This is a genomic window from Janthinobacterium sp. 61 (genome assembly GCF_002846335.1).
Taxonomy (GTDB): domain Bacteria; phylum Pseudomonadota; class Gammaproteobacteria; order Burkholderiales; family Burkholderiaceae_D; genus Janthinobacterium.
In genome coordinates, this window is sequence record NZ_PJMQ01000001.1 from 5,223,335 (window position 1) to 5,245,845 (window position 22,511).

Here is a 22,511-nt window from a genome sequence, read left to right on the forward strand (position 1 = left end):
CCCAGGCCATTCCCTGGGCAACCGCTACAGAGAGAAAGAATCCGCAAAGACCTGAATTCAAATTTGTTGAAACGGTATTTCGGACAGAACCGGCGATTATAGCGCGTATCGGCCTCGGCATTGCCAAACCCCCCCGGTAAATACGCTATTAATGAGAAACATTGTCATTTACCGTCTCATTTCCAGCGAATAGGGGCGATTGCGCTAGAATTCACTGCCAAGCTGGTAACGTCTTCCCCGTTGAGCACGCCGATTGCGCTTTAGTTTTCACTTAATAGTGTGGTTTGTTCTAAAATAACGCTTCTATGCTGGCCGGGAGTCCCCGGCGTCTCCCTACATACCCCTCGTGCCACGAAGAGATCTGAGTCTATGTCGAAGAAATTAACTGCCGCTGCCGCAGCGCCGGCCTCGTTTGAAGAGGCAATGGCGGAACTGGCGCAGCTGGTAACGCAAATGGAAGCGGGCCAGTTGCCGCTGGAAGCATCGGTCGCGGCGTATCAGCGCGGCTCGGAACTGGTCAAGTATTGCGCGACCCAGCTCGATAGCGTCGAAGCGCAGGTGAAAGTACTGGAAGGCGACATGTTGAAACCGTTCGTGGATGCCGGCGAGGCCGCACTATGATGGCCAGCGTACAACAGGACGGCGTGACTTTCGGCGACTGGATGCAAAGCACCCAGTCCGGCGTGGAAGGCAGGCTCGACCAATTCCTGCCTTCGGCCGATACCGTGCCGCACAAACTGCATGCGGCCATGCGCTATGCGCTACTGGGCGGTGGCAAGCGCGTGCGTCCGCTGCTGGTGATGGCGGCCGGTGAACTGTTTGACGCCGATCAAGATACCCTGGCGCGCGCTGCTTGTGCGCTGGAAATGATTCATGTGTATTCGCTGGTGCACGACGACATGCCTTGCATGGATGACGATGCCTTGCGCCGTGGCAAGCCCACCGTGCACATCGCCTATGATGAAGCGACGGCCCTGCTGGTGGGCGACGCGCTGCAATCGCAGGCGTTCATGCTGCTGGCAGACGGCGCGGCGATTCCTCCGGCGCGGCAAATGGCCATGATCAAGCTGCTGGCGCACGCCTCCGGTTCCTTTGGCATGTGCGGCGGCCAGGCGATCGACCTCGACAGCGTCGGCCAGGCCTTGACCTTGCCGCAGCTGGAACAGATGCATCAACTGAAAACGGGTGCCTTGCTGCGTGCGGCCGTGATGCTTGGCGCGCTGGCAGGCAAGGACTTGACGCCAGACGAGATGACGGCGCTGAACGCGTATGCGCGCGCCGTGGGACTGGCGTTCCAGGTGGTCGACGACGTGCTCGACGCGACGGCCGATTCGGCCACACTGGGCAAGACGGCGGGCAAGGATGCGGCGGCCAACAAGCCGACCTACGTATCGATTCTGGGGCTGGAGCCATCGAGAGCCCTGGCAGAACAATTGCGGTGCGACGCCCATGCGGCGCTGGCGCCATTCGGGGACAAGGCACGCCGTTTGCGCGAGCTGGCGGACCTGGTCGTGCAGCGGAAGGCATAAATGAAACTGTTAGAAACCATCAATGAACCAGCGCAAGTGCGCAAGCTGGCCCGCTCGCAACTGGTGCCGCTGGCCCAGGAATTGCGCAGCTTCCTGCTCGACTCCGTTTCCAAGACGGGCGGCCATCTGTCGTCCAACCTGGGCACGGTCGAGCTGACTGTCGCGCTGCACTACGTCTTCAACACGCCGCACGACCGCATCGTCTGGGACGTGGGCCACCAGACCTATTCGCACAAGATCCTCACGGGCCGGCGCGAGCGCATGCATACCCTGCGCCAGAAAGACGGCATTTCCGGCTTCCCGAAGCGCGACGAGAGCGAATACGACACCTTCGGCACGGCGCACTCGTCAACGTCCATTTCCGCGGCGCTGGGCATGGCGCAGGCCGCCAAGATCAAGGGCGACCCGCTGCACGCGATCGCCGTGATCGGCGACGGTTCGATGACGGCCGGCATGGCCTTCGAGGCGATGAACAATGCCGGCGTGCAGGAAGACGTCAACCTGCTGGTGATCTTGAACGACAACGATATGTCGATCTCGCCGCCCGTGGGCGCGCTGAACCGCCACCTGGCGCGTTTGATGTCGGGCCAGTTCTATGCGGCGGCTAAAAATGTCGGCAAGTCCGTCTTGCCCGGCCCCGTGCTGGAACTGGCGAAGCGCTTCGAAGAACACGCCAAGGGCATGGTCGTGCCCGCCACCATGTTCGAGGAATTCGGTTTTAACTATATCGGTCCCATCGATGGTCACGACCTCGATTCGCTGATCCCGACCTTGCAAAATATCAAGCAATTGAAGGGGCCGCAATTCCTGCACGTGGTCACCAAGAAGGGGCAGGGCTACAAGCTGGCCGAGGCGGAGCCTATCCTGTATCACGGCACGGGCAAGTTCAACCCGGCCGAAGGCATCAAGCCAGCCACGGCGCCGGCCAAGATGACGTACACGGAAGTGTTCGGCAACTGGCTGTGCGACATGGCTGCGCACGACAAGCGCCTGGTGGGCATCACGCCGGCCATGCGCGAAGGCTCGGGCATGGTCAAGTTCGAACAGCAATTCCCCAACCGCTACTTTGACGTGGGCATTGCCGAGCAGCATTCGGTCACCTTCGCCGCTGGTCTGGCTTGCGAAGGCTTGAAGCCCGTCGTGGCCATTTATTCGACTTTCCTGCAGCGCGCCTACGATCAGCTGATCCACGACGTGGCGCTGCAAAACCTGGACGTGACGTTCGCGCTGGACCGCGCCGGCCTGGTGGGTGCCGACGGCGCCACGCACGCTGGCAACTACGACATGGCGTTCTTGCGCTGCATTCCGAACATGGTCGTCATGGCCGCGTCCGATGAAAACGAGTGCCGGCAAATGCTCACCACGGGCTACCACTATCCGGGGCCGGCCGCGATCCGCTATCCGCGCGGCGCCGGTGCCGGCGCGGCCATCGTGCCGGAACTGACGAGCATTGAGATTGGCAAGGGCGAGCTCAAGCGCCACGGCAAGCGCATCGCCATCCTGGCTTTCGGTTCCATGGTGGCACCTGGCGTGGCGGCGGGCGAGAAGCTCGACGCGACGGTCGCCAACATGCGCTTCGTCAAGCCGCTCGACGTGGCGCTGGTGAAACAGCTTGCCGCTGAGCACGATTATCTGGTGACGGTGGAAGAGGGCTGCATCATGGGCGGCGCCGGTTCGGCCGTGGCGGAAGCGCTGGCGGCCGAAGGCATCGTCAAGCCGATTTTGATGCTGGGCTTGCCGGACGTCTTCATAGACCATGGCGACCCCGTGCAGCTGCTGAAAAGCGTGGGCCTCGATGCCACCGGTATCGCCGCCTCGATCGAGCAGCGCTTTGGCGGCAGCCAGCCGCGCCTGTCCGCCGTCAGCTAAGTTGGCTTGCATACGGAAAAGCGACACTGCGGTGCCGCTTTTTTTTCGTCCAGCGGGATTTTACGCTGCACTGCAACATTATTCACCCGGGAATGCTACGATGACGCTTTGATACTCTTTCAAAGTCAAACTTGCATTTCAGGAAACTTCACCGCCGTTCACGCGCACTGGCCGGCCGCTGGCTGACGGGCATGCACGCCTTTACCGACAAGCTGGTACAACGCCGTCCCCTGTGGATGATCACCCTGGCCATCGACGAAACGAATCTGTCCGAAGGATTGCGGGCGGCTTGCGCCTCGAGCGCCATGTTGCTCTTGGGCCTGCTGTTCGACCACCCCGATTTTTCCTGGGCCGCCATCGGCGCCTTCTGGACTTGCCTGGCCGATGCGGCCGGAACGCGGCGCATGCGCTTCGTCTCGATGGTGGGCTTCGGCCTGCTGTCGACGGTGGCCGGCGGCCTGACGGCGCTGGCGGCCGGCCATGGCGTGGCGGCCGCCGCCGTTGCTGTGCTGCTGTTTTCCTGGGCCGGCGCACTGGCGCGCATCTGGGGCGCGGCCACGGCGCAAGTGGCCATCCTGGCGGCCACGGCCTGCGTCGTGATGGTCACGCATCCGCTGGCATCGATGACGCAGACTGCGCCTTTCCTGGGCCTCTACATGTTTGGCTGCCTGTTTGCCACCGTGCTCAGTTTTACGGTCTGGCGCATCCACCCGTTTAGCCCGGCCCGGCGCGCGATACGCGCCGCGTACTCGCGCCTTGCCGGTATTGCGCGCGACAATGCGCGCTTCCTGGCGCAAGGTCCGGCATTGCCGGACGCGGCCGCGCATGGCGCCAGCTACCGTTCGCAGGCGCGCGCTGCGCTGGAAGCGGCGCGGGTGGCGCTGGCCGCCGTGCCGCCCGCGCGTGCGGGCCGCAGCGCCCTGTACGACAACCTGCTGCTGGCGCTCAGCGACGCCGAGCGCATCTTCGCCTATCTGATCGCTGTCACGCATACGTGCGAGCGCGATCAGCAGCGTCTGCGCCAGGACCCGCGCGCGCGGCGCAGCCTGGAAGTGATGGCCGTGCTGTTGCGCCGCCTGGGGCAAGCCGTGCAGCGCCAACCGGAAGCACCGCCTCTGGAGTTGCAGCGCCGCCTGGCTGGCTGCGGACGGCGCCTGGAAGCGGCGCTTGGCGCCTTGCTGCCCTTGCGCCTGAACGTGGACTTCATGGAACTGGGCTTGCCGCGCGCCGCGCAGCTGCCGTGGCGCGAGGCGGCTTTCCTGGCGCTGGGGCAGGCGTGGCAGACGGCAAAAGTCAACGCCACGCCGCAGTCGCTGAGCTGGCGCCATGCGGCGCGCGTGTCGCTGGCGACGACGGCAGGTTTCCTGCTGGTCGAGGCCTTGCATATTCCATTCGGTTACTGGGCGACCATGGCCACCTTGCTGATCTTGCAGCCATCCGTATCGACCACCTGGCCGCGCGGCATCGAGCGGGTCGCTGGCAGCGTGCTGGGCGCCGTGCTGGCCGTGCTGATCGGCCTCGCCGTGCACACCCCGCTGGCGATCTCGCTGGTGGTGTTTCCCCTGATCGTCGCCACCATGGCCTTGCGCCGCGTCAGCTACAGCCTGCACGTGCTGTTCATGACGCCGGCTTTCGTGCTGGTGGCCGACTATGCGGCGCCCGCCAGCGAGATGGTGTATGCCGCGAGCCGCCTGGGCAACAATGTGCTCGGTTGCATGCTGGCCCTGCTGGCCACGTTTTTCCTGTGGCCGGACCGCGAGGCGGACGACCTGGACCAGCGCCTGGCGAAAGCCGTGTCGGCCAACCTGAAATACCTGCTGGCCGTGCTGGCGGCGGGCGGACGCTGGGATAGCGCCATCGCGCGCCTGCGCCGCGAGGCGGGGCTGGCCAGCAATAACGCGGAGCAGGTGCTGCAGCGCCTGCGCATCGAACGCCGCCTGGACCGCAGCAGCGGCGTAGGCCTGGCGGCACTGCGCACCTTGCCGCTGCTGCGCCGCGTGGCGGGCAGCACGGCGCGCATCAGTTTGAGTCCCCAGGCCGAGCCGGCGCCGCCCCAGCTGCAGCAGTGGATTGCCGCCGTCAGCGGGGAAATCGATGCGCTGCTGCGCGGCGAATCGGGCACGCCTTCCCCCGCGCCCTGCGCCAGCGACGGCTTGACAGCCCTGCAAGCCGACGCCGTGGCTCAGGTGCAGCTGCTGCGTGGCTTGCTGCGCGAGCATATGCAGGCGCAAGCGCAGGGGAAGCCGGAAAAATTGACGCAGGTCGCCGAATAGACTACGGCTGTCCGGTTTCGCTTTGTCGCTGCCAGGCTTGATGGTTATCATTTGTCGATGCCAGCGTATAAAACAGGAATGAGCGACGTGGATAGATTGACAGCGGGGAAGACATGCCGGGTGGCCGCTGCCGTGCTGGCCATGGCCGTGGGATTGCCGGCAGGCGGCAATGTCGCGGCGCGCGAGGACCCAGCTGTCGTTTGCGCCAGCGCAAGCGGCTGGGACATGGCCTGTTTGCGCCAGGTCTATGTCCAGCCCATCGCCAACTGGCCTGGTCCTCAGTTACCCGCTGGCGTGGCGGCTGCGGAAATGGCGCCCGTCTCCGCCATTCCCGTGGTCCCCCTGGCGCCGGCCATCGTGGCGCTGGGGCAGCGCTTGTTCAATGATCCCCGTTTGTCGCGCTCGAATGCGGTGGCCTGCATTAGCTGTCACAGTCCAGCCTACAGTTTCGCCGACAGCAAGCGAGTTTCCGTGGGGCACGAAGGGCGCCTGGGCCAGCGTAATGTGCCGGGCTTGCTGGGCGTGGGCCAGATCACGCCGCTGTTCTGGGATGGCCGCGCCAGTAGCCTGGAAGAGCAGGCGCTGGGACCTTTGCAGCATCCGGATGAAATGGCGGCCGTGGCTGCGCAATTGCCCGCCAAGCTGGCTGCGCTGGACGACTACGCGGCGCAATTCGATGTGGCCTTCGGTCAGGGCGCGGGCGTGACGCTGCCGCGCATGTTGACGGCGCTGGCCGATTACCAGCGCACCCTGCTGCCGCCCGTCACGCGCTTCGATACTTTCCTGGAAGGCGAACGCACGGCCTTGACCGATCGCGAACTGCTGGGCCTGCACCTGTTTCGCACCAAGGCGCGCTGCATGACGTGCCACAGCGGCGCCTTGCTGACGGACCAGCAATTCCACAACCTGGGACTGAGCAATTACGGCAGCCGCAAGTATGAAGATCTGGGGCGCTACCTGGTGACGGGCAAGAATGAGGATGTGGGCAAGTTCCGCACACCGGGCCTGCGCGGCGTGGCGCAATCGGGGCCGTGGATGCACAATGGCGCATTCGCGCAGATGGTGGGCATGCTGAATATGTACAACGCGGGCATGTCGCGCCCCGAGCCGCAAAACGCGCAGCAGGCGGCCGATCCGAAGTTTCCCGTCACATCGACACTGCTGCAGCCATTGCAGCTGACGTCGGAAGAAATCATTGCGCTGAAGAGCTTTCTGGAAGCCCTGTAGCCGCTCGGCCGGTTGCGCCCGCAACCGGCCTTTTCCTGCCTGCGGCGCCATATTGTATAGACGTTTGGCACGCCGTAATCTCTCCAAATGCCACATTCCACAGGCTTCGCCGATATATTTTATAAAATAGAAATTTATCTATAGGAAATGTTGACTCTAAAATAAGTGCGGTCTATAGTCGATTTTGTAGCAAGCTTATTCGGTATGCGCAGCAGCCGGACACGGGTTGTGGACAGGACGGTGCCTTTGTTGGCCGTGATTTTTTTTCAACCATAGTAGATGTCGTCGCAGACAAGGGAAGCGCTCACGATGCAGAAAAAACTGAAAACCACTGCGCTGTACCTGGTGATCCTGGCCGCCGGCCTGGGCAGCGGTTATGGTCTGTCCTTGCTGCCTGGTCTATTCAAATCGACTTACACGGAAGGTAATTACGCCGCGTATTTCCCGAATGCCCAGGCGAAGGTGGTGTTGTACGGCACGGACTGGTGCGGCTATTGCGCCAAGACCCGTGCGTATTTCAAGGAAAACAAGATCGAATTCGTCGATCTCGATATCGAGAAATCCCCGGCAGCAAAAAAAGCCCATGAGGAACTCGGCGGCGGCGGCGTGCCCGTGGTGCTGATCGGCAACCGCAAGATCCAGGGTTTCAATACGGGTGCGCTGGAAGCGGCGCTGAAGAAAATCTGACGTTACAGTTTTTTAACTTGAAAGGCTCGCCATGTTCAAAAAGATTGCCGTTTTCCTGTTTGCCGCCGGCGCCGCGCTGTCCTTCAGTGCCCAGGCATTTGGCCCGGACTGCACCTTTGTCTGCGATCGCAACCTGCTCGATTGCGTGGAATTCGGCCAGCCGGCCTGCATCGAAAACTATCAGGCTTGCCAGAAGGAATGCCTGCGCCCACCGCGTCAGTGACGCGCGGATGCACTACCAGCTGATGGATGGCGCGTAAGAGACGGCGCGCCATGGATGTCTGTGATCGTCTGTCAATTCAACAGGAGTACTTATGTTCAAAAAACTGGGTTTCTTTTTGTTTGCCATGGGCGTCAGCGCCTCGTACGCGATGGCCGGCGGCGGCGAGGCGGAATGTTATACGCAATGCGATGAGGGGCTGGAGCAGTGCATGATCAACCGGCCGACGTCGTCCGGCGCCTGCACCAAGATTCATCGCATGTGCTATCAACGCTGCGACCAGGTAAATCAATAAGCACGGCGCGCGGCGAGGCCTGTTCTTGCAGGCCTGGCCGCGCCTATTTTGTCTCAGCCCCGCGTGCGGTCATGCCGCCACAGTACATCGCTGCCGCCGGCAAATCGGTTCAGCACGCGCGACAGCACGAACAGCAGGTCCGACAGGCGGTTCACGTACTGGCGCGGATGTTCATGAAGGGTTTCCGCATTGGCCAGCGTGACGATGCTGCGCTCGGCGCGGCGGCATACGGTGCGGCACACATGCGCCAGCGAGGCGGCGCGCGAACCGGCCGGCAGGATGAATTCACTCAAGGCCGGCAAGTCCGCATTGTATTTCGCCAGTAAATCATCGAGGCGCAGCACGTGCTCTTCCTTGATCAGCTGATAGCCCGGGATGCAGATTTCGCCACCCAGGTCGAACAGATCGTGCTGGATGGCCACCAGCTCCTCGCGCAAGGCGTCGGGCATGGCTTCGCACAGCAGCAAGCCGATATTTGAATTGAGTTCGTCCACGTCACCCATGGCGTGGATGCGCGCGCTGTCCTTGCTGGTGCGGCTGCCGTCGCCCAGGCCGGTGCTGCCATTGTCGCCCGTGCGCGTGGCGATTTTCGAAAGTCGGTTACCCATGATGCCGATCCTGTCAAAGAAGAATGGGGGCAGCATACGACACTGCGCGCCGCCTGGCTGCGGATTTGGCTGCAAATCGGACAAAAAATGCGCTGCACGCCACTTTTGTGCTTACAATCGTTGCACGCCCATGCCTTTTTGCCCCCATCTTATGCTCAATGCTGCCCCTGAATCCGGATTGACCGCTGCGCGCCAGCAAGCCGTCGTTGCGGCCCTGCTGGCCGTGCTGCCTGCCCGCTGCGTGCTGTCCGACGCCGAAGATACGCGCCCGTATGAATGCGACGGCCTGGCCGCCTATCGCCAGTTGCCGATGGTGGTCACCCTGCCGGATACGGAAGAGCAGGTCATCGCCATCCTCGGCGTCTGCCGGGAACTGAAGGTGCCGATCGTGCCGCGCGGCGCCGGCACGGGCTTGTCGGGCGGCGCCTTGCCCATCGCCGATGGCGTGGTGCTGTCGACGGCGCGCCTGAACCGCATCGTGCGCCTGGATGCCTACGCGCGCACGGCCGTGGTCCAGCCGGGCGTGCGCAATCTGGCCATTTCCGAAGCGGCCGCGCCCTACGCGCTGTACTACGCACCCGATCCGTCCTCGCAGATCGCCTGCAGCATCGGCGGCAACGTAGCGGAAAATTCGGGCGGTGTGCATTGCCTCAAATACGGCTTGACCGTGCACAATGTGCTGCGCGTGCGCGTTGTTACCATCGCTGGCGATGTGCTGGAACTGGGCGGCGAATGCCTGGACTCGCCCGGCCTCGACCTGCTGGCCGTCTTCATCGGCTCCGAAGGCATGCTGGGCATCGTCACGGAAGTGACGGTCAAGCTGATACCGAAACCGGCTACGGCGCGTGTCATCATGGCCTCGTTCGGCGACGTCGTCACGGGTGGCAATGCCGTGGCCAACGTGATCGCCGCCGGCATCATCCCGGCCGGGCTGGAAATGATGGACCAGACGTCCTCGCGCATGGTCGAACCGTTCGTCAAGGCCGGCTACGACACCGACGCGGCGGCCATTTTGCTGTGCGAAGCTGATGGCACGCACGAGGAAGTGGAAGAGGAAATCGCCCGCATGACGGCCGTGCTGGAAGGGGCGGGCGCCATCGCCATCGCCGTCTCACAGTCGGAAGCGGAGCGCATGAAGTTCTGGTCCGGCCGCAAGAATGCCTTTCCCGCCGCTGGTCGCATCTCGCCCGACTACTACTGCATGGACGGCACCATCCCGAGAAAAAAACTGGCGGAAGTCCTGACGGGCATCGCCGGCATGGAAACGACACATGGCTTGCGCTGCGCGAATGTGTTCCACGCGGGAGATGGCAATTTGCACCCCCTGATCCTGTTCGACGCCAACAAGCCCGGTGAATTCGAGCGCGCCGAGGCGTTTGGCGCGGACATCCTGGCTCTGTGCGTGGCCGTCGGCGGCACCATCACGGGCGAGCATGGCGTGGGCATGGAAAAGATCAATTCCATGTGCGTGCAGTTTACGCGCGCCGAACTCGATGCCTTCTTTGCCGTCAAGCGCGCGTTTGATCCCCACACCTTGCTGAACCCGGACAAGGCGATCCCCACCTTGAACCGCTGCGCCGAATTCGGCAAGATGCATGTGACCGCAGGACGCCTGCCGTTCGCCAACCTGCCCCGTTTTTAACCGCCGGAGACTCCCTTGCAAGCAATCGTGGAACAATTCAGGCAGACCATCCTGGCCGCCAGCGCAGCGGGCAGTCCCGTGCGCCTGCGCGGCGGCGGTACGAAAGACTGGTATGGCCAGCAATTCGACGGCGAGGTGCTCGATACGCGCGCGTATGCGGGCATCATCGACTATGAACCAACGGAGCTGGTGATCACGGCCCGCTGCGGCACGCCGCTGGCGGAGATCGAGGCGGCGCTGGCCGCGCGCAACCAGATGCTGGCCTTCGAACCACCGCATTTCGGCTCGCAAGCCACGGTGGGCGGCGTCGTCGCCAGCGCGCTGTCCGGGCCGCGCCGCGCCAGTGCGGGCGCTTTACGTGATTTTGTGCTGGGTGCCGTGCTGATGGATGGCCATGGCGAACGCCTGGCGTTTGGCGGGCAGGTGATGAAAAACGTGGCTGGCTACGATGTCTCGCGCCTGCTGGCCGGCTCGCTGGGGACCTTGGGCCTGATCCTGGAAGTGTCGCTGAAGGTGCTGCCCTTGCCCTTGCGCGAAGCGACGTTTCGTCTGGCGTGCGCTGAAATCGCCGCCTTGCGCCTGCTCAATGAATGGGCGGGCAAGCCGCTGCCGATATCGGCCAGCTGCTGGCACGACGGCGTGCTGACGGTACGCCTGTCCGGCGCCGAAGCGGCCGTGTCGGCGGCGCTGCGCACGCTGGACGGCGAACTGCTGGCAGCCGATGACGCGGCCGCCTTCTGGCTGGACGTGCGCGAACAGACGCATGCTTTCTTTGCGGGCGCGGGCAGCCTGTGGCGCTTGTCTCTGCCGCCGCACGCCAGTGCCGTGATTTTAAAGGGGCGCCAGCTGATCGAGTGGGGCGGGGCACAGCGCTGGCTGAAGCTCGACGGCGACGCCGATGCCGATAGCGCCCGGCACATTCGCCAGGCGGTGGCTGCGCTTGGGGGCCACGCCACCCTGTTCCGCGGCGGCGACAAGGCGGTGGGCGTGTTCCACCCGCTGGCGCCTGCCGTTGCCACCATCCACCAGCGCCTGCGGCAGGCTTTCGACCCTGCCGGCATCTTCAACCCGCACAGAATGTATTGAGCGCGCATGCAAACCAATCTCGCTGATTTCATCAAGAACACGCCGGCAGGCGACGAAGCCGAAGCCATCTTGCGCGCCTGCGTGCATTGCGGTTTTTGCACGGCCACCTGCCCCACCTACCAGTTGCTGGGCGATGAACTCGATGGCCCGCGCGGACGCATTTACCTGATCAAGCAAGTGCTCGAAGGCGCGCCCGTCACCGCCAAGACGCAGATGCACCTGGACCGCTGTCTGACCTGCCGCAACTGCGAGTCGACCTGTCCCTCGGGTGTGCAGTACGGGCGCCTGGTCGATATCGGCCGCAATGTCGTCGAGCAGCGCGTGCAGCGCCCCTTGCGCGAACGGGCCTTGCGCTTCGCCCTGAAGGAAGCCTTGCCACGCCGCTGGCTGTTTACGCCCGTGTACAAGGCGGGGCAGGCACTGCGGCCCTTGCTCTCCAAAAGTTTGCAGGACAAATTGCGCCCGGGCGCCGCCGCCGGCGCATGGCCCACGCGCCAGCACGCGCGCAGCATGCTGCTGCTCGACGGCTGCGTGCAGCCGGCCATGTCGCCGAACATCAACGCGGCTACGGCGCGCGTGTTTGATGCCCTGGGCGTGCAGCTGATCGTGGCGCCGAAGGCGGGCTGCTGCGGCGCGCTGCGCCATCACCTGAATGACCAGGAAGCCGCGCTGGATGACATGCGCCGCAATATCGACGCCTGGTGGCCGTATGTGGACAGCGCAGAAGCCATCGTCATGACGGCATCCGGCTGCGGGGCCACGGTCAAGGAATATGGACATCTGCTGGCGCACGATGCCCACTATGCGGAGAAGGCGCGGCGCATCGCCGCACTGACGCGCGATTTGTCCGAGATCATGCCGGCGTTTGAAACGGAGCTGGTGGACCTGCTGAAAGGGCGCATCGGCAAGCGAGTGGCGTATCACCCGCCCTGCACCCTGCAGCACGGCCAGCAGGTACGCGGCAAGGTGGAGCAGGTGCTGCGCGCCGTCGGCGTCGATGTGCGCCTGTGCGCCGACAGCCATTTGTGCTGCGGTTCGGCGGGCACGTATTCGATTCTGCAACCGGCACTGTCGCAGCAGCTGCGCGACAACAAGGTGGCGAACCTGGAAGCGTGCGAGCCGGACATGATCGTGTCGGCCAATATCGGCTGCCTGAGTCACCTGCAGTCTGGCACCGAGACGCCCGTGCGGCACTGGATCGAGCTGATCGACGCGGCCTTGAACCCCTAAGAGCCTATCCCGGTAGGGAGCGCCAGCAGGAGATGTATTCATCTGCTGGAATCAGCTCTACATAGGCACTTCGCTGTACTGCGCGATGCGCCATTGCGGGGCTGGGACGAAATTGTTCGCCCATTCCACCACGGCGTCGGCCGGCATGGGGCGGGCGATGCCGTAGCCTTGCGCCAGGTCGCAGCCCAGCTGGATCAGGCGCGCGCCATGCTCGACGCTTTCCACGCCTTCGGCGATCACCGTCAAGCTGAATGACCGGGCCAGGCCGATGACGGCGCGCACCAGGTGCAGGTCGTCGCGGTCGTTAAGCATATTGCGCACGAAGCTCTGGTCGATCTTGACGATGTTTGCCGGCAGGCGCTTCAAGTAGGACATCGATGAATAGCCGGTGCCGAAATCGTCGAGGGCAAAGGTGATGCCCAGCGCCTGGCAGGCGCGGATGATGCGACGCACGTCCTGGATGTCGTGCAGGGCAGAAGATTCGAGGATTTCCAGTTCCAGCATGCTGGCGCACACGCTGGGAAATTCGCCGAGGATGGTTTCGAGGCGCGAGACAAAGTCGGGTTGCTGGAAGTGGCGCGCCGCGATATTCACGCTGACTACCCAATGCTTGCCGCAAGCCGCCCAGCGATGCGTCTGCCACAGGGCCTGGCGCAGCACCCATTCGCCGATGTCGATGATCAAATCCGTCTGCTCCACCAGCGGCAGGAATTGCGCGGGCGCCAGCAGGCCGCGACGCGCATGCTGCCAGCGCAGCAATGCTTCCATGCCCACCACCGTGCCGGCGCGCATGTTCACCTTGGGTTGGTAGTGCAGCCGCAGTTCGCCGTTGATCAGGGCCTGGCGCACTTCCGTGCGCTGGTTGTGCTGGGTACGCACTTCTTCATCGAGATTGGTGTCGAAGAAGTGGTACTGGTTGCGCCCCGTCAATTTCGCCTGGTAGACGGCGTGGTCGGCGTGGCGCAGCAGGCTTTCCGTATTCAAGTCCTTGCCCGCATAGACGGCGATGCCGACGCTGGCCGTCATGTGCAGCGCCTGCTGGTCGCACTGGTAGGGGTGGCTCAGTTCCTGCATCAATTGCGTGACGTTCTGTTCGATGCTGGCGATGTTGGCCTGGCCGCACAGCAGCATGACGAATTCATCGCCGCCCAGGCGCGCCGCGTAGTGGACCTGGCCCGTAAAACTGTGCAGGCGGGCAGCCACCTGCTTGAGAATTTCATCGCCCGCTTCGGCGCCGTGGCGGTCGTTGATGGCCTGGAAGTGGTCGAGGTCGAACAGGCAGACGGCCAGCAGGCGCTGGCGTTCGCGCGCCAGGAACAGTTCCTGTTCGAAGCGGGCGGCCAGCGCGGCACGGTTGGGTAAACCCGTCAGTACATCATTGTAGTTTTGCCACGACAGTTTTTGCAGCGCCTGCTGCATGTGCATGGTTTCGTTCAGCTGTTCGCCCAGCTGGCGCTGGCTGGTCTTCAGTGACGTCAACAGCTCTTCGACATCGCCCGCCATGCTGTTGAACGAGTCCGACACGGCTCGCGCTTCGGGCGTGGCGCCGACTGCCAGGCGCACGGCGAAATTGCCTTCGCGGAAGCGATCGGTCGCTTGCACGAGCCGCGCCAGCAGCCGGCGGTGCGACGCCAGGATCAAGCCCAGCAGGAGGAAGACCAGGGCGATATTGATGGTGCTGAGGACGGCCTGTTCGCGCACCCGGTGCCATACCTGCTCCAGAGGCAGTGCGGGCGTGTAGTGCAGGGCGAGGATGCCGTCGCCGCCGTCCGGCAGCGCCACCGTCAGGCGGCTGCGGATGGGCGTGATGCCAGCCAGGCGCGCGAACCAGGCGGGCACGCTGTCGGCCAGCGGTTTGTCGGCCAGCACTTCGACATGCCCGCCAGCTGTATCCCAGTGCGCGGAAGCGAGGCTGCGGTTCAGCGGCAGGGCGCTGCGCAGCACCTGCCGCACCTTGTCGTGCATCGCGTGACTGTTCGTGTGCACGGTCAGCGGCAGCACGCTATTGGCCAGGAACAGGTCGAGTTGGCGGGCATCGCTCTGATAGCGCGCGTTGGCCAGCGCGCTTTCCGTACCGAGCAGGGCGTGATAGCGGACAGCGCAAACGGCGAGTATCAGGAAGAAAATAGGAATGAATAGGCGGGAATAAATGCCCATCCGCATCCATGAAGATATTATTTTCCCAAAGACTGGCATCGTTTTTTGATCGATATCTGCGAATAATTATGTCAACATTATCACCGAAATTTGCTATTGGAAACACAATATTGATATCAAGCATGAAATAAATGCAGATTGATTGATTTCAGCATTTATTGTTATAAATTAAAGGCATCGCATTGCTATTCCTGTAGCAATTGCCGAATATCGTCCGCCAGGCCGGCCGGTTTGCTGGCCGTCGCGTAGCGGCGAAATACGCTGCCATCCTTGCGCACCAAAAACTTGGTGAAGTTCCATTTGATCGATTGCGTGCCCAGTATGCCGGGCGCCGCCTGTTTCAATTGCGCAAACAGGGGATGGGCATGCGGGCCATTCACATCAACCTTGGCAAACAGGGGAAAGGTGACGCCGAAATTTTTTTCGCAAAAGGCTTTGATATCTTCGCGCGAACCCGGTTCCTGCTGGCGGAATTGATTGCAGGGAAAGCCCAGCACGACCAGGCCCTGCTCATGGAATTCGCGGTACAGCGCTTCCAGGCCCTGGTATTGGGGCGTGAAACCGCAGGCGCTGGCCGTGTTGACGATCAGCAGCACCTTGCCTCGGTATTGCGCCAGATCGACGGGCGTGCCGTCCAGCGCCTCGGCCTGGAAATCGTGGATGCTGCTCATGTCAGATGAGTCCCAGTGTGGTGGCGTTCGCCGACGGCGCCGCTGCCGGTGCCATTGTGCCCTTCAGTTTGATCGCCAGGCGCAGGTCGTTGACGGAGTCCGCATTGCGCAGCGCATCTTCATGGCTGATGGCGCCCGCTTCGTGCAGGTCGAACAGGGCCTGGTCAAAGGTCTGCATGCCATGCTCGCGCGATTTTTTCATCAATTCCTTGATCTCGTGCACCTGGCCCTTGAAGATCAGCTCGCTCATCAGCGGCGAATTGAGCAGGATTTCCAGCGCCGCCTTGCGCCCGCCGCCTTCCTTGTTGGGGATCAATCGCTGCGAAATCATGCCCTTCAAATTAAGCGACAAGTCCATCAACAGCTGCTGGCGCCGCTCTTCGGGGAAGAAATTGATGATGCGGTCTAGTGCCTGGTTGGCGTTGTTCGCGTGCAAGGTCGCCAGGCACAGATGGCCCGTCTCGGCAAACGCGATGGCGTGGTCCATGGTGTCGCGGTCGCGGATTTCCCCGATCTGTATCACGTCGGGCGCCTGGCGCAGGGTGTTTTTCAGGGCCGTGGCCCAGTCGTCCGTATCGACGCCCACTTCGCGCTGGGTGACGATGCAGTTGCCGTGCGGATGGATGAATTCCACGGGATCTTCGATGGTGATAATGTGGCCGTGGCTGTGGGCGTTGCGGTGGCCCACCATCGCCGCCAGGGTGGTCGACTTGCCGCAGCCCGTGGCGCCCACCATGATGACGAGGCCCCGCTTGCTCATCACGATGTCTTGCAGGATGGCGGGCAAGCCCAGCGCGTCCAGGGAGGGGATGGCGGTATTGATCAATCGCAAGACCATGCCTGCCTGGCCCATCTGCACGAAGGCGGACACGCGGAAACGCCCCAGGCCTTCCGGGCTGATGGCGAAATTGGCTTCGCGGCTGGACTCGAACTCGGCGGCCTGGCGCGCATTCATGACGGCGCGCACGTAGCCTGCCGCCTGCTGCGCGGCGAGCGCGCCGCCGGCCAGCGGCGTCAGCTTGCCATCGAGCTTGATGGCGGCAGGAAAGCCTGCCGTGATGAACAGGTCCGAGCCGCCCCGTGCGCGCATCTGCGCCAGCAGCGCGTGCATGGCTTCATAGTGTTCGTGCGTCGTTTGCATGGCTTATCCGGGGAAGTTTTCAGGCGACTTGGCGGCCGCGCGGGCCGCTTCTGCGGAAATCGTGCCGCGCCGCACCAGGTCGGTGAGACATTGGTCCAGCGTCTGCATGCCCACGTTGCTGCCCGTCTGGATGGCCGAATACATCTGCGCCACTTTCGCTTCGCGGATCAGGTTGCGCACGGCCGGCGTGGCCAGCATGATTTCATGCGCGGCTACGCGGCCGTTGCCGTCCTTGGTTTTCAGCAAGTTTTGCGAAATGACGGCTTGCAAGGATTCTGACAACATGGCGCGCACCATCTCCTTTTCCTCGGCGGGGAAGACGTCGATGATGCGGTCGATCGATTTTGCCGCCGACGAGGTGTGCAGGGTGCCGAACACCAGGTGGCCCGTCTCGGCCGCCGTCAGCGCCAGGCGGATGGTTTCCAGGTCGCGCAATTCGCCCACCAAAATCACGTCCGGGTCCTCGCGCAGGGCCGAACGCAGCGCGCTGCTGAACGAATGCGTGTGCGAGCCCACCTCGCGCTGGTTGATCAGGCATTTTTTCGGTTCATGCACGAATTCGATCGGGTCTTCGATGGTGAGAATATGGTGGTTCAGGCGTTCGTTGACGTGGTTCACCATGGCCGCCAAGGTGGTCGACTTGCCGGAACCCGTCGGGCCCGTCACCAGCACGAGGCCGCGCGGGCGCATGGCCAGCTCGCCGAAGATGCGTGGGGCGTTGAGTTCGTCCAGGGTCAGCACTTTCGACGGAATCGTGCGCAGCACGGCCGAAGCACCCCGTTCCTGGTTGTAGGCGTTGACGCGGAAGCGGGCCAGGCCAGGAATCTCGAACGAGAAATCGCATTCCAGCGCTTCTTCATAGACCTTGCGCTGGCTGTCGTTCATGATGTCGTAGATCATGCTGTGCACTTCCTTGTGCTCGAGCGGGGCCACGTTCAGGCGGCGCACGTCGCCATGGACCCGTATCATCGGCGGCAGGCCGGAAGACAGGTGCAAGTCGGAAGCCTTCTTGCTGACGGAGAAAGCGAGTAATTCGGAGATGTCCATTTATAATCCCTGTGCCTGCATTGATGGGCTGGCGCACTGTGCCGCCGCCCCTATACACTAGAAAATGATTATGTCCACAATCGAACAGAACTTGCAAGCCGTGCGCGACAGTATTGCGCAGGCCGCCTCTGACGCGCAGCGCGCGCCGACCGACGTGACCCTGCTGGCAGTCTCGAAGACCTTTGGCGCGGACGCCGTGCTGGCAGCGATGCGCGCGGGCCAGGCGGCGTTTGGCGAAAACTATTTGCAGGAAGCGCTCGACAAGATCGCCGCCGTCAAGCTTGCGCTGCCGCAAGGCGCACCCGTCTGGCACTTCATCGGCCCCATCCAGAGCAACAAGACGCGCCCCATCGCCGAACATTTCGACTGGGTGCACACGGTGGAACGGGAAAAGATCGCCGCGCGCCTGTCCGAACAGCGCCCGGCCGGCTTGCCGGACCTGAATATCTGTCTGCAAGTCAATATCAGCGGCGAGGCCAGCAAGAGCGGTGTGACGCCAGCGGAATTGCCAGCGCTGGCGCGCGCAGTGGCGCAGCTGCCCCGCTTGCGCCTGCGCGGCCTGATGGCGATTCCCGAGCCGGAAACGGATGTCGCCCTCCAGCGCCGGGCCTTTGCGCAATTGCGTGCGCTGTACGAACAATTGAAGGCTGAAGGGCTGGCGCTCGATACCCTGTCCATGGGCATGTCGGCCGACATGCGCGCCGCCGTGCTGGAAGGCGCCACCATCGTGCGCGTGGGCAGTGCCATCTTCGGTTCCCGTAATTACTCTCACTGATTGAATGAAAGCATCGCCATGACGACAGAATTGAATATCGCATTTGTGGGCGGCGGCAATATGGCTGCGGCTCTGATCGCCGGCCTGGCCGGCAAGTTGACCTTGGGCGGCAACATCCACGTGATCGACCCGCACGCGCCAGCGCTGGAAAAATTGCAGGCCCAATTCGGCGTCACGACGGCGATGCTTGCGGACGAAGCGCTGCGCGCCGTGGACGTGATCGTGCTGGCAGTCAAACCGCAAAGCATGCGCGAAGTGGCGGCGCAGTTGCTGCCCTTCCTCGACGGGGAACGGGCGCCATTGATCCTGTCGATCGCCGCCGGCATTCGCGCGCAAGACCTGTCGCGCTGGCTCGGTGATTACCCCGCCATCGTGCGCTGCATGCCGAACACGCCGGCCCTGATCGGCATGGGCATCACGGGCATGGTGGCCAGCAGCGGCGTCAGCGAGGAACAGAAAAAGACGGCGGACGCCATCCTGCGCGCCGTCGGCCAGACCGTCTGGCTCGACGACGAGGCGAAGATCGACCCTGTGACGGCCGTGTCCGGCAGCGGCCCCGCTTACGTGTTTTACTTTATCGAAGCGATGCAGCAGGCGGCCGCAGAACTGGGCTTGACGCCGGAGCAGGGCACGCAGCTGGCGATTGCCACCTTTACGGGCGCCGCGCAGCTGGCGGCGAACTCCAGCGAACCCGTGTCGCTGCTGCGCGAGCGCGTTACCTCGAAAGGGGGCACCACGTATGCAGCGCTGACCAGCATGGAAGAGAGCGGCGTCAAGGCGGCCATCGTCAAGGGCATCAAGGCGGCCGCGCAGCGGGGGCGCGAGATGGGGGACGAGCTGGGCAAATAAGTTCGGCTTACATCACCTTGACGGCGCGGCCGATGTATAAAATCGGCCCCGTCGGTCGGCCCGTGGGCGAACCCGTAGCCGGTTCCAGCGTGATTTCAAACAGTTGCTCCGGCTGCAGCGGCGGCAGCTTATCCAACGTCAGCTTGAGGCTTTGCCCTGGCTTGACCAGACCCAGCGAGACAGGCGCGCCCCAATCCTTGCCCTTGGTCCAGAATTGCATGGCTTTTTGCTGCGGCACGCTAGTCGGGCCCAGCGGGATCAGGCTCAGGTCGCGGTTCTTGCCGCCGCGTCCGCCCGCCTGCACGATCCAGCCCGGCGATTTATCCTGCGGCGCCACCAGCACCACCAGGTAGCCGGGCCCGCTTGGCGCTTGCAGCTGCACCGTGACCAGCACGGCCAGCGTTGCCGTGGCCACCAGGCCGCCGCCGGCCAGCACGCGCCAGAAAGCCAGGCTGTTCCACCACGCTTGCCAGCCGCCCGCCTGCTGCACGGTTTTCGGCGTGAACAGGCTGGCGCTGATGCGTGGCCACAGTTGCGCAGAGGGCGCTGCGGGCGGCGCCAGCGTGGTCAATGGAAGCAGACGCTGTTCCCACGCAGCAACCGCGTCGCGCAGCGCTGGCTCGCGCGGCAAGCGCTGTTCCACTTCCGCGCGCTCGGCCAGTTCCAGGGTACCCAGCACGTATTGGCTGGCCAGCCTTTGCAATTCCTCGTCGCTATTCATCATCCCATGCACTCCCGCAAGGCGGCCAGGCCACGCTTGACCCAAGCCTTGACGGTGCCCAGCGGCGCTTGCAGGCGCTGCGCGATTTCGCTATGGGAACAGCCATCCACGTAGGCGTACAGAATGCTATTGCGTTTGGATTCGTCCAGGTGACCGAGGCAATCGTGCAGCTTGCCCATGTCCGCCTGAAGGGCGTAGGCGTCGCCGGCATCATGGCCTTGTCGTTCGTGCAGCAGGGTTTCCACGGTATCCTCGTCGGCCGATACTTCATGGGCGCGGGCGCGCGCCACGTTCAGCGCCTGATGCCGCACCACCACATAGATCCAGCCCTTGCCGCTGCCGCGCGTGGCGTCGAAACTGCCGGCGCGGCGCCAGATGTTCAGGAAGGCGTCGTGCAGCACGTCTTCGGCCAGTGCCCGCTGGCGCACGATGCGCAGGGCCACGCCCAGCAAATAGCGGCTTTCTTGCTGGTACAGGCCGTGCAAGGCCTGCTGTTCGCCCCTGGCGCAGGCGCGCAGGGCGGCATCGTAATCGAACGGGGTGGCTAGCGTTGGCAAGGTGGGCGCAATCGTCAAGAGTTAACGGTTAGCAAGTTTTCAGTGCCGAGTATAGGCCAGAAACGGGCTTGCCAACCATCGTTTTCACTGATTTATGCGGCTTTCCAGAAGATATAGTCAGCCTGGTAGGGCACCCATTGCTTGACGCCAACGGTGTCCATGCCGCACGGCGCTGCCGGGGCCACGCCGCCGCTGGTGGCCACACGCTGGATGTAGCTGACGCCCTGCATGGCGCCGCTGCCCGTGGCCGGATTGGCTTTCACCAGCTGATAGGGGATATTGCCCGCGCCGGCGGGCGCCACGGCCACTTGCGTCGCCGTCACTTTCGAACCGTCCAGGTTGGCCCAAGTCGCAGGCGGACCGACATACGTGCCCACTTGCATGCCGCTGCGGTCGTTCAGGGCCGCATCCGGGCCCACGAAGACCCATTCATGGCCCGTCATGTCTTTTTTTACCTTGCATTCGTAGGCGATCTTGCCCACGCCTACTGTCTGCATGGCGACTTGGTGGCCATCGGGTACTTTAACGGCGTTCGGTAATTGTTCCTGCGAATAGCGTGCGCTCATGGGGGCGCAGGCGCTCAGCAGCAGGGCGGCGCTCAGCAGAGTGAGGGGGGGAACGGCGTGGCGTGGTGCAGTGTGGGCAAGCATGGCGAACTCCTGGTAGTTGGCTCAACCGGCTGGTTGATACCATGACTACCCATGGGCCTGTCATTTGGATGCAGCCAGGTAAAAGTATTTTTCAGGGCGGAGGCGGCGCCTGCTTGCCGACGCGGTGCAACAGGGTGCGGATCAGGGGCAGGGCAGCGTTCGCATGCTTGAGCAGCGAGGCGCCGGCCAGCAGCACCGGCACGAAACGCCGCGGGCGTACCAGCAGCAGGCCCAGCGCGGCGCCGCCCAGCATCAGGGGAATCTTGAAACGCGTCGCCAGGGTGTGGCGCAGATTGCCGCCTGTCAATGGTTCCAGCAACTGGCGCGTCTGCACGCCCAGGGCCAGACGCTGCAGCGTGCATTCGGCCAGCAGCGCGTCGCGCCGCTGCGCCAGGCTGGCGGCCGTGTGAACATGCGATAGTTTGGTGGGATGCGTGGTCATGGCCGCTCCGATTCCCGGCGCGCCAGCAGTTGCAGCTCGTCCAGGTCTTTGTTCAGTTCTGAAAGTGTGAAGGACAGCAGTTTCGGCTTGCTGCGGAAGCTGGCGCGCACGCCCAGCAGGGTGGCGAGGGCGGCAGTGATGAAGACGGCGGCCGTGATGGCGATGGCGGCGATGCGATGCGTGTCCCAGAATACGACGATGACGAGGAAGACCAGCAGCACCAGGCCGACAAACAGGCACAGCAGTGCCAGCATGGCCAGCGCCAGATAGGACAGGAAGCGCAGCGACTCTTCTTCCATTTCCACGGCCGCCAGGGCCAGACGGGTCTGGACGATGGCGGCGAGGGTCGCTGCGACTTGGGCGACATGGTGCACGATAGCCATATGCTGCCTTTCGCGTCAGGAGACGGCCTAGGCCGTCGGTACGGCGTCGTTACTGTTTAGCGGCGTGACGAGGAGAGCAGCAGGCCGAACAGCACGCCCACGACGGCGCCCGCGCCCACGGCTTTCCATGGATTGTCCTGCACGTATTCATCGGTGGCCTTGGCCGCCTTCTTGGTACGTTCGAGCAAGTCTTCTTCCAGCTTGATCAAGTCTTTCTTGGCCGTTTCCAGGGTGGCGATGAACTTGTCCTTGACGGCTTTGACATTCTCGCCCGTCTGATCCTTGGCGCCATCGAGCCAGCCTTCCGCTTCATTGATGACGGTTTTCAGGTCGCCGACCAGTTTGTCGCGGGCCTTGTCGGCGTCGGCGAGGATGCTGTCGCTGCTGGATTTTCCGGTATGTATCGAGCTCATTTATTACCTCATGGAAGTGAAACTGCACAGTGAAATACC

At 63.4% G+C, this 22,511-nt stretch carries 24 protein-coding genes; 13 read left to right on the plus strand and 11 right to left on the minus strand.

The annotated features are described in order from the left end of the window. Nucleotides 1–369: 369 nt before the first annotated feature. The 8 genes from CLU92_RS23710 to CLU92_RS23745 all read left to right on the plus strand — a co-directional run bounded on the left by CLU92_RS23710 (nucleotide 370) and on the right by CLU92_RS23745 (nucleotide 8,100). Entirely contained in the window at nucleotides 370–621 is a 252-nt protein-coding gene (locus tag CLU92_RS23710; RefSeq protein ID WP_010394784.1) for an exodeoxyribonuclease VII small subunit, read from the plus strand. Next, nucleotides 618–1,529 (plus strand): polyprenyl synthetase family protein, encoded by a 912-nt coding sequence (locus CLU92_RS23715; RefSeq protein WP_243857858.1) that lies wholly within the window; start codon nucleotides 618–620, stop codon nucleotides 1,527–1,529. The genes CLU92_RS23710 and CLU92_RS23715 overlap by 4 nt, the downstream gene beginning before the upstream one ends. Further along, a complete protein-coding gene (gene dxs / locus CLU92_RS23720) occupies nucleotides 1,530–3,398 on the plus strand; it encodes a 1-deoxy-D-xylulose-5-phosphate synthase (RefSeq protein ID WP_101483855.1) in 1,869 nt (622 codons plus the stop codon). Between the two features lie 191 nt (nucleotides 3,399–3,589). Further along, entirely contained in the window at nucleotides 3,590–5,671 is a 2,082-nt protein-coding gene (locus tag CLU92_RS23725) for an FUSC family protein (protein WP_101484858.1), read from the plus strand. A gap of 87 nt (nucleotides 5,672–5,758) precedes the next feature. After that, nucleotides 5,759–6,898 (plus strand): cytochrome-c peroxidase, encoded by a 1,140-nt coding sequence (locus CLU92_RS23730; protein WP_218973473.1) that lies wholly within the window; start codon nucleotides 5,759–5,761, stop codon nucleotides 6,896–6,898. 309 nt (nucleotides 6,899–7,207) lie between these two features. After that, nucleotides 7,208–7,585, plus strand: coding sequence for a glutaredoxin family protein (locus CLU92_RS23735; RefSeq protein ID WP_101483856.1), 378 nt, complete (start codon nucleotides 7,208–7,210; stop codon nucleotides 7,583–7,585). 31 nt (nucleotides 7,586–7,616) lie between these two features. After that, the gene (locus CLU92_RS23740; RefSeq protein ID WP_101483857.1) at nucleotides 7,617–7,808 is read left to right on the plus strand and encodes a hypothetical protein; all 192 of its coding nucleotides are present in this window, start codon (nucleotides 7,617–7,619) and stop codon (nucleotides 7,806–7,808) included. Between the two features lie 91 nt (nucleotides 7,809–7,899). Beyond that, nucleotides 7,900–8,100 (plus strand): hypothetical protein, encoded by a 201-nt coding sequence (locus tag CLU92_RS23745; protein ID WP_101483858.1) that lies wholly within the window; start codon nucleotides 7,900–7,902, stop codon nucleotides 8,098–8,100. A 53-nt stretch (nucleotides 8,101–8,153) separates the two neighbouring features. On the opposite strand, the gene CLU92_RS23750 is transcribed toward CLU92_RS23745, so the two are convergent. Beyond that, entirely contained in the window at nucleotides 8,154–8,708 is a 555-nt protein-coding gene (locus CLU92_RS23750; RefSeq protein WP_101484860.1) for a cob(I)yrinic acid a,c-diamide adenosyltransferase, read from the minus strand. A gap of 151 nt (nucleotides 8,709–8,859) precedes the next feature. On the opposite strand from CLU92_RS23750, the gene CLU92_RS23755 reads away from it, so the two are divergent. The 3 genes from CLU92_RS23755 to glcF are packed head-to-tail and all read left to right on the plus strand — an operon-like array spanning nucleotide 8,860 to nucleotide 12,666. Beyond that, nucleotides 8,860–10,350: an FAD-linked oxidase C-terminal domain-containing protein gene (locus tag CLU92_RS23755; protein WP_101483859.1), complete on the plus strand. Its 1,491-nt coding sequence runs from the start codon at nucleotides 8,860–8,862 to the stop codon at nucleotides 10,348–10,350. A 15-nt stretch (nucleotides 10,351–10,365) separates the two neighbouring features. Further along, nucleotides 10,366–11,436 (plus strand): glycolate oxidase subunit GlcE, encoded by a 1,071-nt coding sequence (glcE, locus tag CLU92_RS23760; protein ID WP_101483860.1) that lies wholly within the window; start codon nucleotides 10,366–10,368, stop codon nucleotides 11,434–11,436. Between the two features lie 6 nt (nucleotides 11,437–11,442). Next, complete coding sequence (gene glcF / locus CLU92_RS23765) at nucleotides 11,443–12,666, plus strand: glycolate oxidase subunit GlcF (RefSeq protein WP_101483861.1); 1,224 nt, start codon at nucleotides 11,443–11,445, stop codon at nucleotides 12,664–12,666. A 57-nt stretch (nucleotides 12,667–12,723) separates the two neighbouring features. On the opposite strand, the gene CLU92_RS23770 is transcribed toward glcF, so the two are convergent. From CLU92_RS23770 to CLU92_RS23785, 4 genes are all read right to left on the minus strand, one after another. Continuing rightward, nucleotides 12,724–14,823 carry a bifunctional diguanylate cyclase/phosphodiesterase gene (locus tag CLU92_RS23770; protein WP_101483862.1) on the minus strand — a complete coding sequence of 700 codons (2,100 nt, stop codon included), beginning with the start codon at nucleotides 14,821–14,823 and terminating at the stop codon, nucleotides 12,724–12,726. A 185-nt stretch (nucleotides 14,824–15,008) separates the two neighbouring features. After that, nucleotides 15,009–15,494, minus strand: a complete 486-nt coding sequence (locus CLU92_RS23775) for a glutathione peroxidase (RefSeq protein ID WP_101483863.1) — start codon at nucleotides 15,492–15,494, stop codon at nucleotides 15,009–15,011. Nucleotide 15,495: 1 nt separating this feature from the next. Further along, nucleotides 15,496–16,635 carry a PilT/PilU family type 4a pilus ATPase gene (locus CLU92_RS23780; protein WP_101483864.1) on the minus strand — a complete coding sequence of 380 codons (1,140 nt, stop codon included), beginning with the start codon at nucleotides 16,633–16,635 and terminating at the stop codon, nucleotides 15,496–15,498. Nucleotides 16,636–16,638: 3 nt separating this feature from the next. Next, nucleotides 16,639–17,682: a type IV pilus twitching motility protein PilT gene (locus CLU92_RS23785; RefSeq protein ID WP_101483865.1), complete on the minus strand. Its 1,044-nt coding sequence runs from the start codon at nucleotides 17,680–17,682 to the stop codon at nucleotides 16,639–16,641. Between the two features lie 70 nt (nucleotides 17,683–17,752). On the opposite strand from CLU92_RS23785, the gene CLU92_RS23790 reads away from it, so the two are divergent. Both CLU92_RS23790 and proC read left to right on the plus strand, forming a co-directional pair. Beyond that, nucleotides 17,753–18,457, plus strand: coding sequence for a YggS family pyridoxal phosphate-dependent enzyme (locus CLU92_RS23790; protein ID WP_101483866.1), 705 nt, complete (start codon nucleotides 17,753–17,755; stop codon nucleotides 18,455–18,457). Nucleotides 18,458–18,475: 18 nt separating this feature from the next. Next, nucleotides 18,476–19,306, plus strand: a complete 831-nt coding sequence (proC, locus tag CLU92_RS23795; protein ID WP_101483867.1) for a pyrroline-5-carboxylate reductase — start codon at nucleotides 18,476–18,478, stop codon at nucleotides 19,304–19,306. A gap of 7 nt (nucleotides 19,307–19,313) precedes the next feature. On the opposite strand, the gene CLU92_RS23800 is transcribed toward proC, so the two are convergent. The 6 genes from CLU92_RS23800 to CLU92_RS23825 all read right to left on the minus strand — a co-directional run bounded on the left by CLU92_RS23800 (nucleotide 19,314) and on the right by CLU92_RS23825 (nucleotide 22,472). After that, nucleotides 19,314–20,030, minus strand: a complete 717-nt coding sequence (locus tag CLU92_RS23800) for an anti-sigma factor domain-containing protein (RefSeq protein WP_101483868.1) — start codon at nucleotides 20,028–20,030, stop codon at nucleotides 19,314–19,316. Next, nucleotides 20,027–20,602, minus strand: a complete 576-nt coding sequence (locus CLU92_RS23805) for a sigma-70 family RNA polymerase sigma factor (RefSeq protein WP_243857856.1) — start codon at nucleotides 20,600–20,602, stop codon at nucleotides 20,027–20,029. The genes CLU92_RS23800 and CLU92_RS23805 overlap by 4 nt, the downstream gene beginning before the upstream one ends. Before the next feature lie 74 nt (nucleotides 20,603–20,676). Next, the gene (locus CLU92_RS23810) at nucleotides 20,677–21,234 is read right to left on the minus strand and encodes a DUF3455 domain-containing protein (protein ID WP_101483869.1); all 558 of its coding nucleotides are present in this window, start codon (nucleotides 21,232–21,234) and stop codon (nucleotides 20,677–20,679) included. A gap of 91 nt (nucleotides 21,235–21,325) precedes the next feature. Continuing rightward, nucleotides 21,326–21,676, minus strand: coding sequence for a hypothetical protein (locus CLU92_RS23815; protein ID WP_101483870.1), 351 nt, complete (start codon nucleotides 21,674–21,676; stop codon nucleotides 21,326–21,328). Further along, the gene (locus tag CLU92_RS23820; RefSeq protein WP_101483871.1) at nucleotides 21,673–22,059 is read right to left on the minus strand and encodes a phage holin family protein; all 387 of its coding nucleotides are present in this window, start codon (nucleotides 22,057–22,059) and stop codon (nucleotides 21,673–21,675) included. The genes CLU92_RS23815 and CLU92_RS23820 overlap by 4 nt, the downstream gene beginning before the upstream one ends. 56 nt (nucleotides 22,060–22,115) lie before the next feature. After that, entirely contained in the window at nucleotides 22,116–22,472 is a 357-nt protein-coding gene (locus tag CLU92_RS23825; protein WP_046683402.1) for a DUF883 family protein, read from the minus strand. Between the last annotated feature and the right edge of the window lie 39 nt (nucleotides 22,473–22,511).

Excerpts from the sequence above, each read along its gene's own strand:
- CLU92_RS23710 (WP_010394784.1), top strand. The coding sequence starts at position 370 with ATGTCGAAGAAATTAACTGCCGCTGCCGCAGCGCCGGCCTCGTTTGAA.
- CLU92_RS23715 (WP_243857858.1), top strand. The coding sequence starts at position 618 with ATGATGGCCAGCGTACAACAGGACGGCGTGACTTTCGGCGACTGGATG.
- dxs (WP_101483855.1), top strand. The coding sequence starts at position 1,530 with ATGAAACTGTTAGAAACCATCAATGAACCAGCGCAAGTGCGCAAGCTG.
- CLU92_RS23725 (WP_101484858.1), top strand. The coding sequence starts at position 3,590 with ATGCACGCCTTTACCGACAAGCTGGTACAACGCCGTCCCCTGTGGATG.
- CLU92_RS23735 (WP_101483856.1), top strand. The coding sequence starts at position 7,208 with ATGCAGAAAAAACTGAAAACCACTGCGCTGTACCTGGTGATCCTGGCC.
- CLU92_RS23740 (WP_101483857.1), top strand. The coding sequence starts at position 7,617 with ATGTTCAAAAAGATTGCCGTTTTCCTGTTTGCCGCCGGCGCCGCGCTG.
- CLU92_RS23745 (WP_101483858.1), top strand. The coding sequence starts at position 7,900 with ATGTTCAAAAAACTGGGTTTCTTTTTGTTTGCCATGGGCGTCAGCGCC.
- CLU92_RS23750 (WP_101484860.1), bottom strand. The coding sequence starts at position 8,708 with ATGGGTAACCGACTTTCGAAAATCGCCACGCGCACGGGCGACAATGGC.
- CLU92_RS23755 (WP_101483859.1), top strand. The coding sequence starts at position 8,860 with ATGCTCAATGCTGCCCCTGAATCCGGATTGACCGCTGCGCGCCAGCAA.
- glcF (WP_101483861.1), top strand. The coding sequence starts at position 11,443 with ATGCAAACCAATCTCGCTGATTTCATCAAGAACACGCCGGCAGGCGAC.
- CLU92_RS23770 (WP_101483862.1), bottom strand. The coding sequence starts at position 14,823 with ATGGGCATTTATTCCCGCCTATTCATTCCTATTTTCTTCCTGATACTC.
- CLU92_RS23775 (WP_101483863.1), bottom strand. The coding sequence starts at position 15,494 with ATGAGCAGCATCCACGATTTCCAGGCCGAGGCGCTGGACGGCACGCCC.
- CLU92_RS23780 (WP_101483864.1), bottom strand. The coding sequence starts at position 16,635 with ATGCAAACGACGCACGAACACTATGAAGCCATGCACGCGCTGCTGGCG.
- CLU92_RS23785 (WP_101483865.1), bottom strand. The coding sequence starts at position 17,682 with ATGGACATCTCCGAATTACTCGCTTTCTCCGTCAGCAAGAAGGCTTCC.
- CLU92_RS23790 (WP_101483866.1), top strand. The coding sequence starts at position 17,753 with ATGTCCACAATCGAACAGAACTTGCAAGCCGTGCGCGACAGTATTGCG.
- proC (WP_101483867.1), top strand. The coding sequence starts at position 18,476 with ATGACGACAGAATTGAATATCGCATTTGTGGGCGGCGGCAATATGGCT.
- CLU92_RS23800 (WP_101483868.1), bottom strand. The coding sequence starts at position 20,030 with ATGATGAATAGCGACGAGGAATTGCAAAGGCTGGCCAGCCAATACGTG.
- CLU92_RS23810 (WP_101483869.1), bottom strand. The coding sequence starts at position 21,234 with ATGCTTGCCCACACTGCACCACGCCACGCCGTTCCCCCCCTCACTCTG.
- CLU92_RS23815 (WP_101483870.1), bottom strand. The coding sequence starts at position 21,676 with ATGACCACGCATCCCACCAAACTATCGCATGTTCACACGGCCGCCAGC.
- CLU92_RS23820 (WP_101483871.1), bottom strand. The coding sequence starts at position 22,059 with ATGGCTATCGTGCACCATGTCGCCCAAGTCGCAGCGACCCTCGCCGCC.
- CLU92_RS23825 (WP_046683402.1), bottom strand. The coding sequence starts at position 22,472 with ATGAGCTCGATACATACCGGAAAATCCAGCAGCGACAGCATCCTCGCC.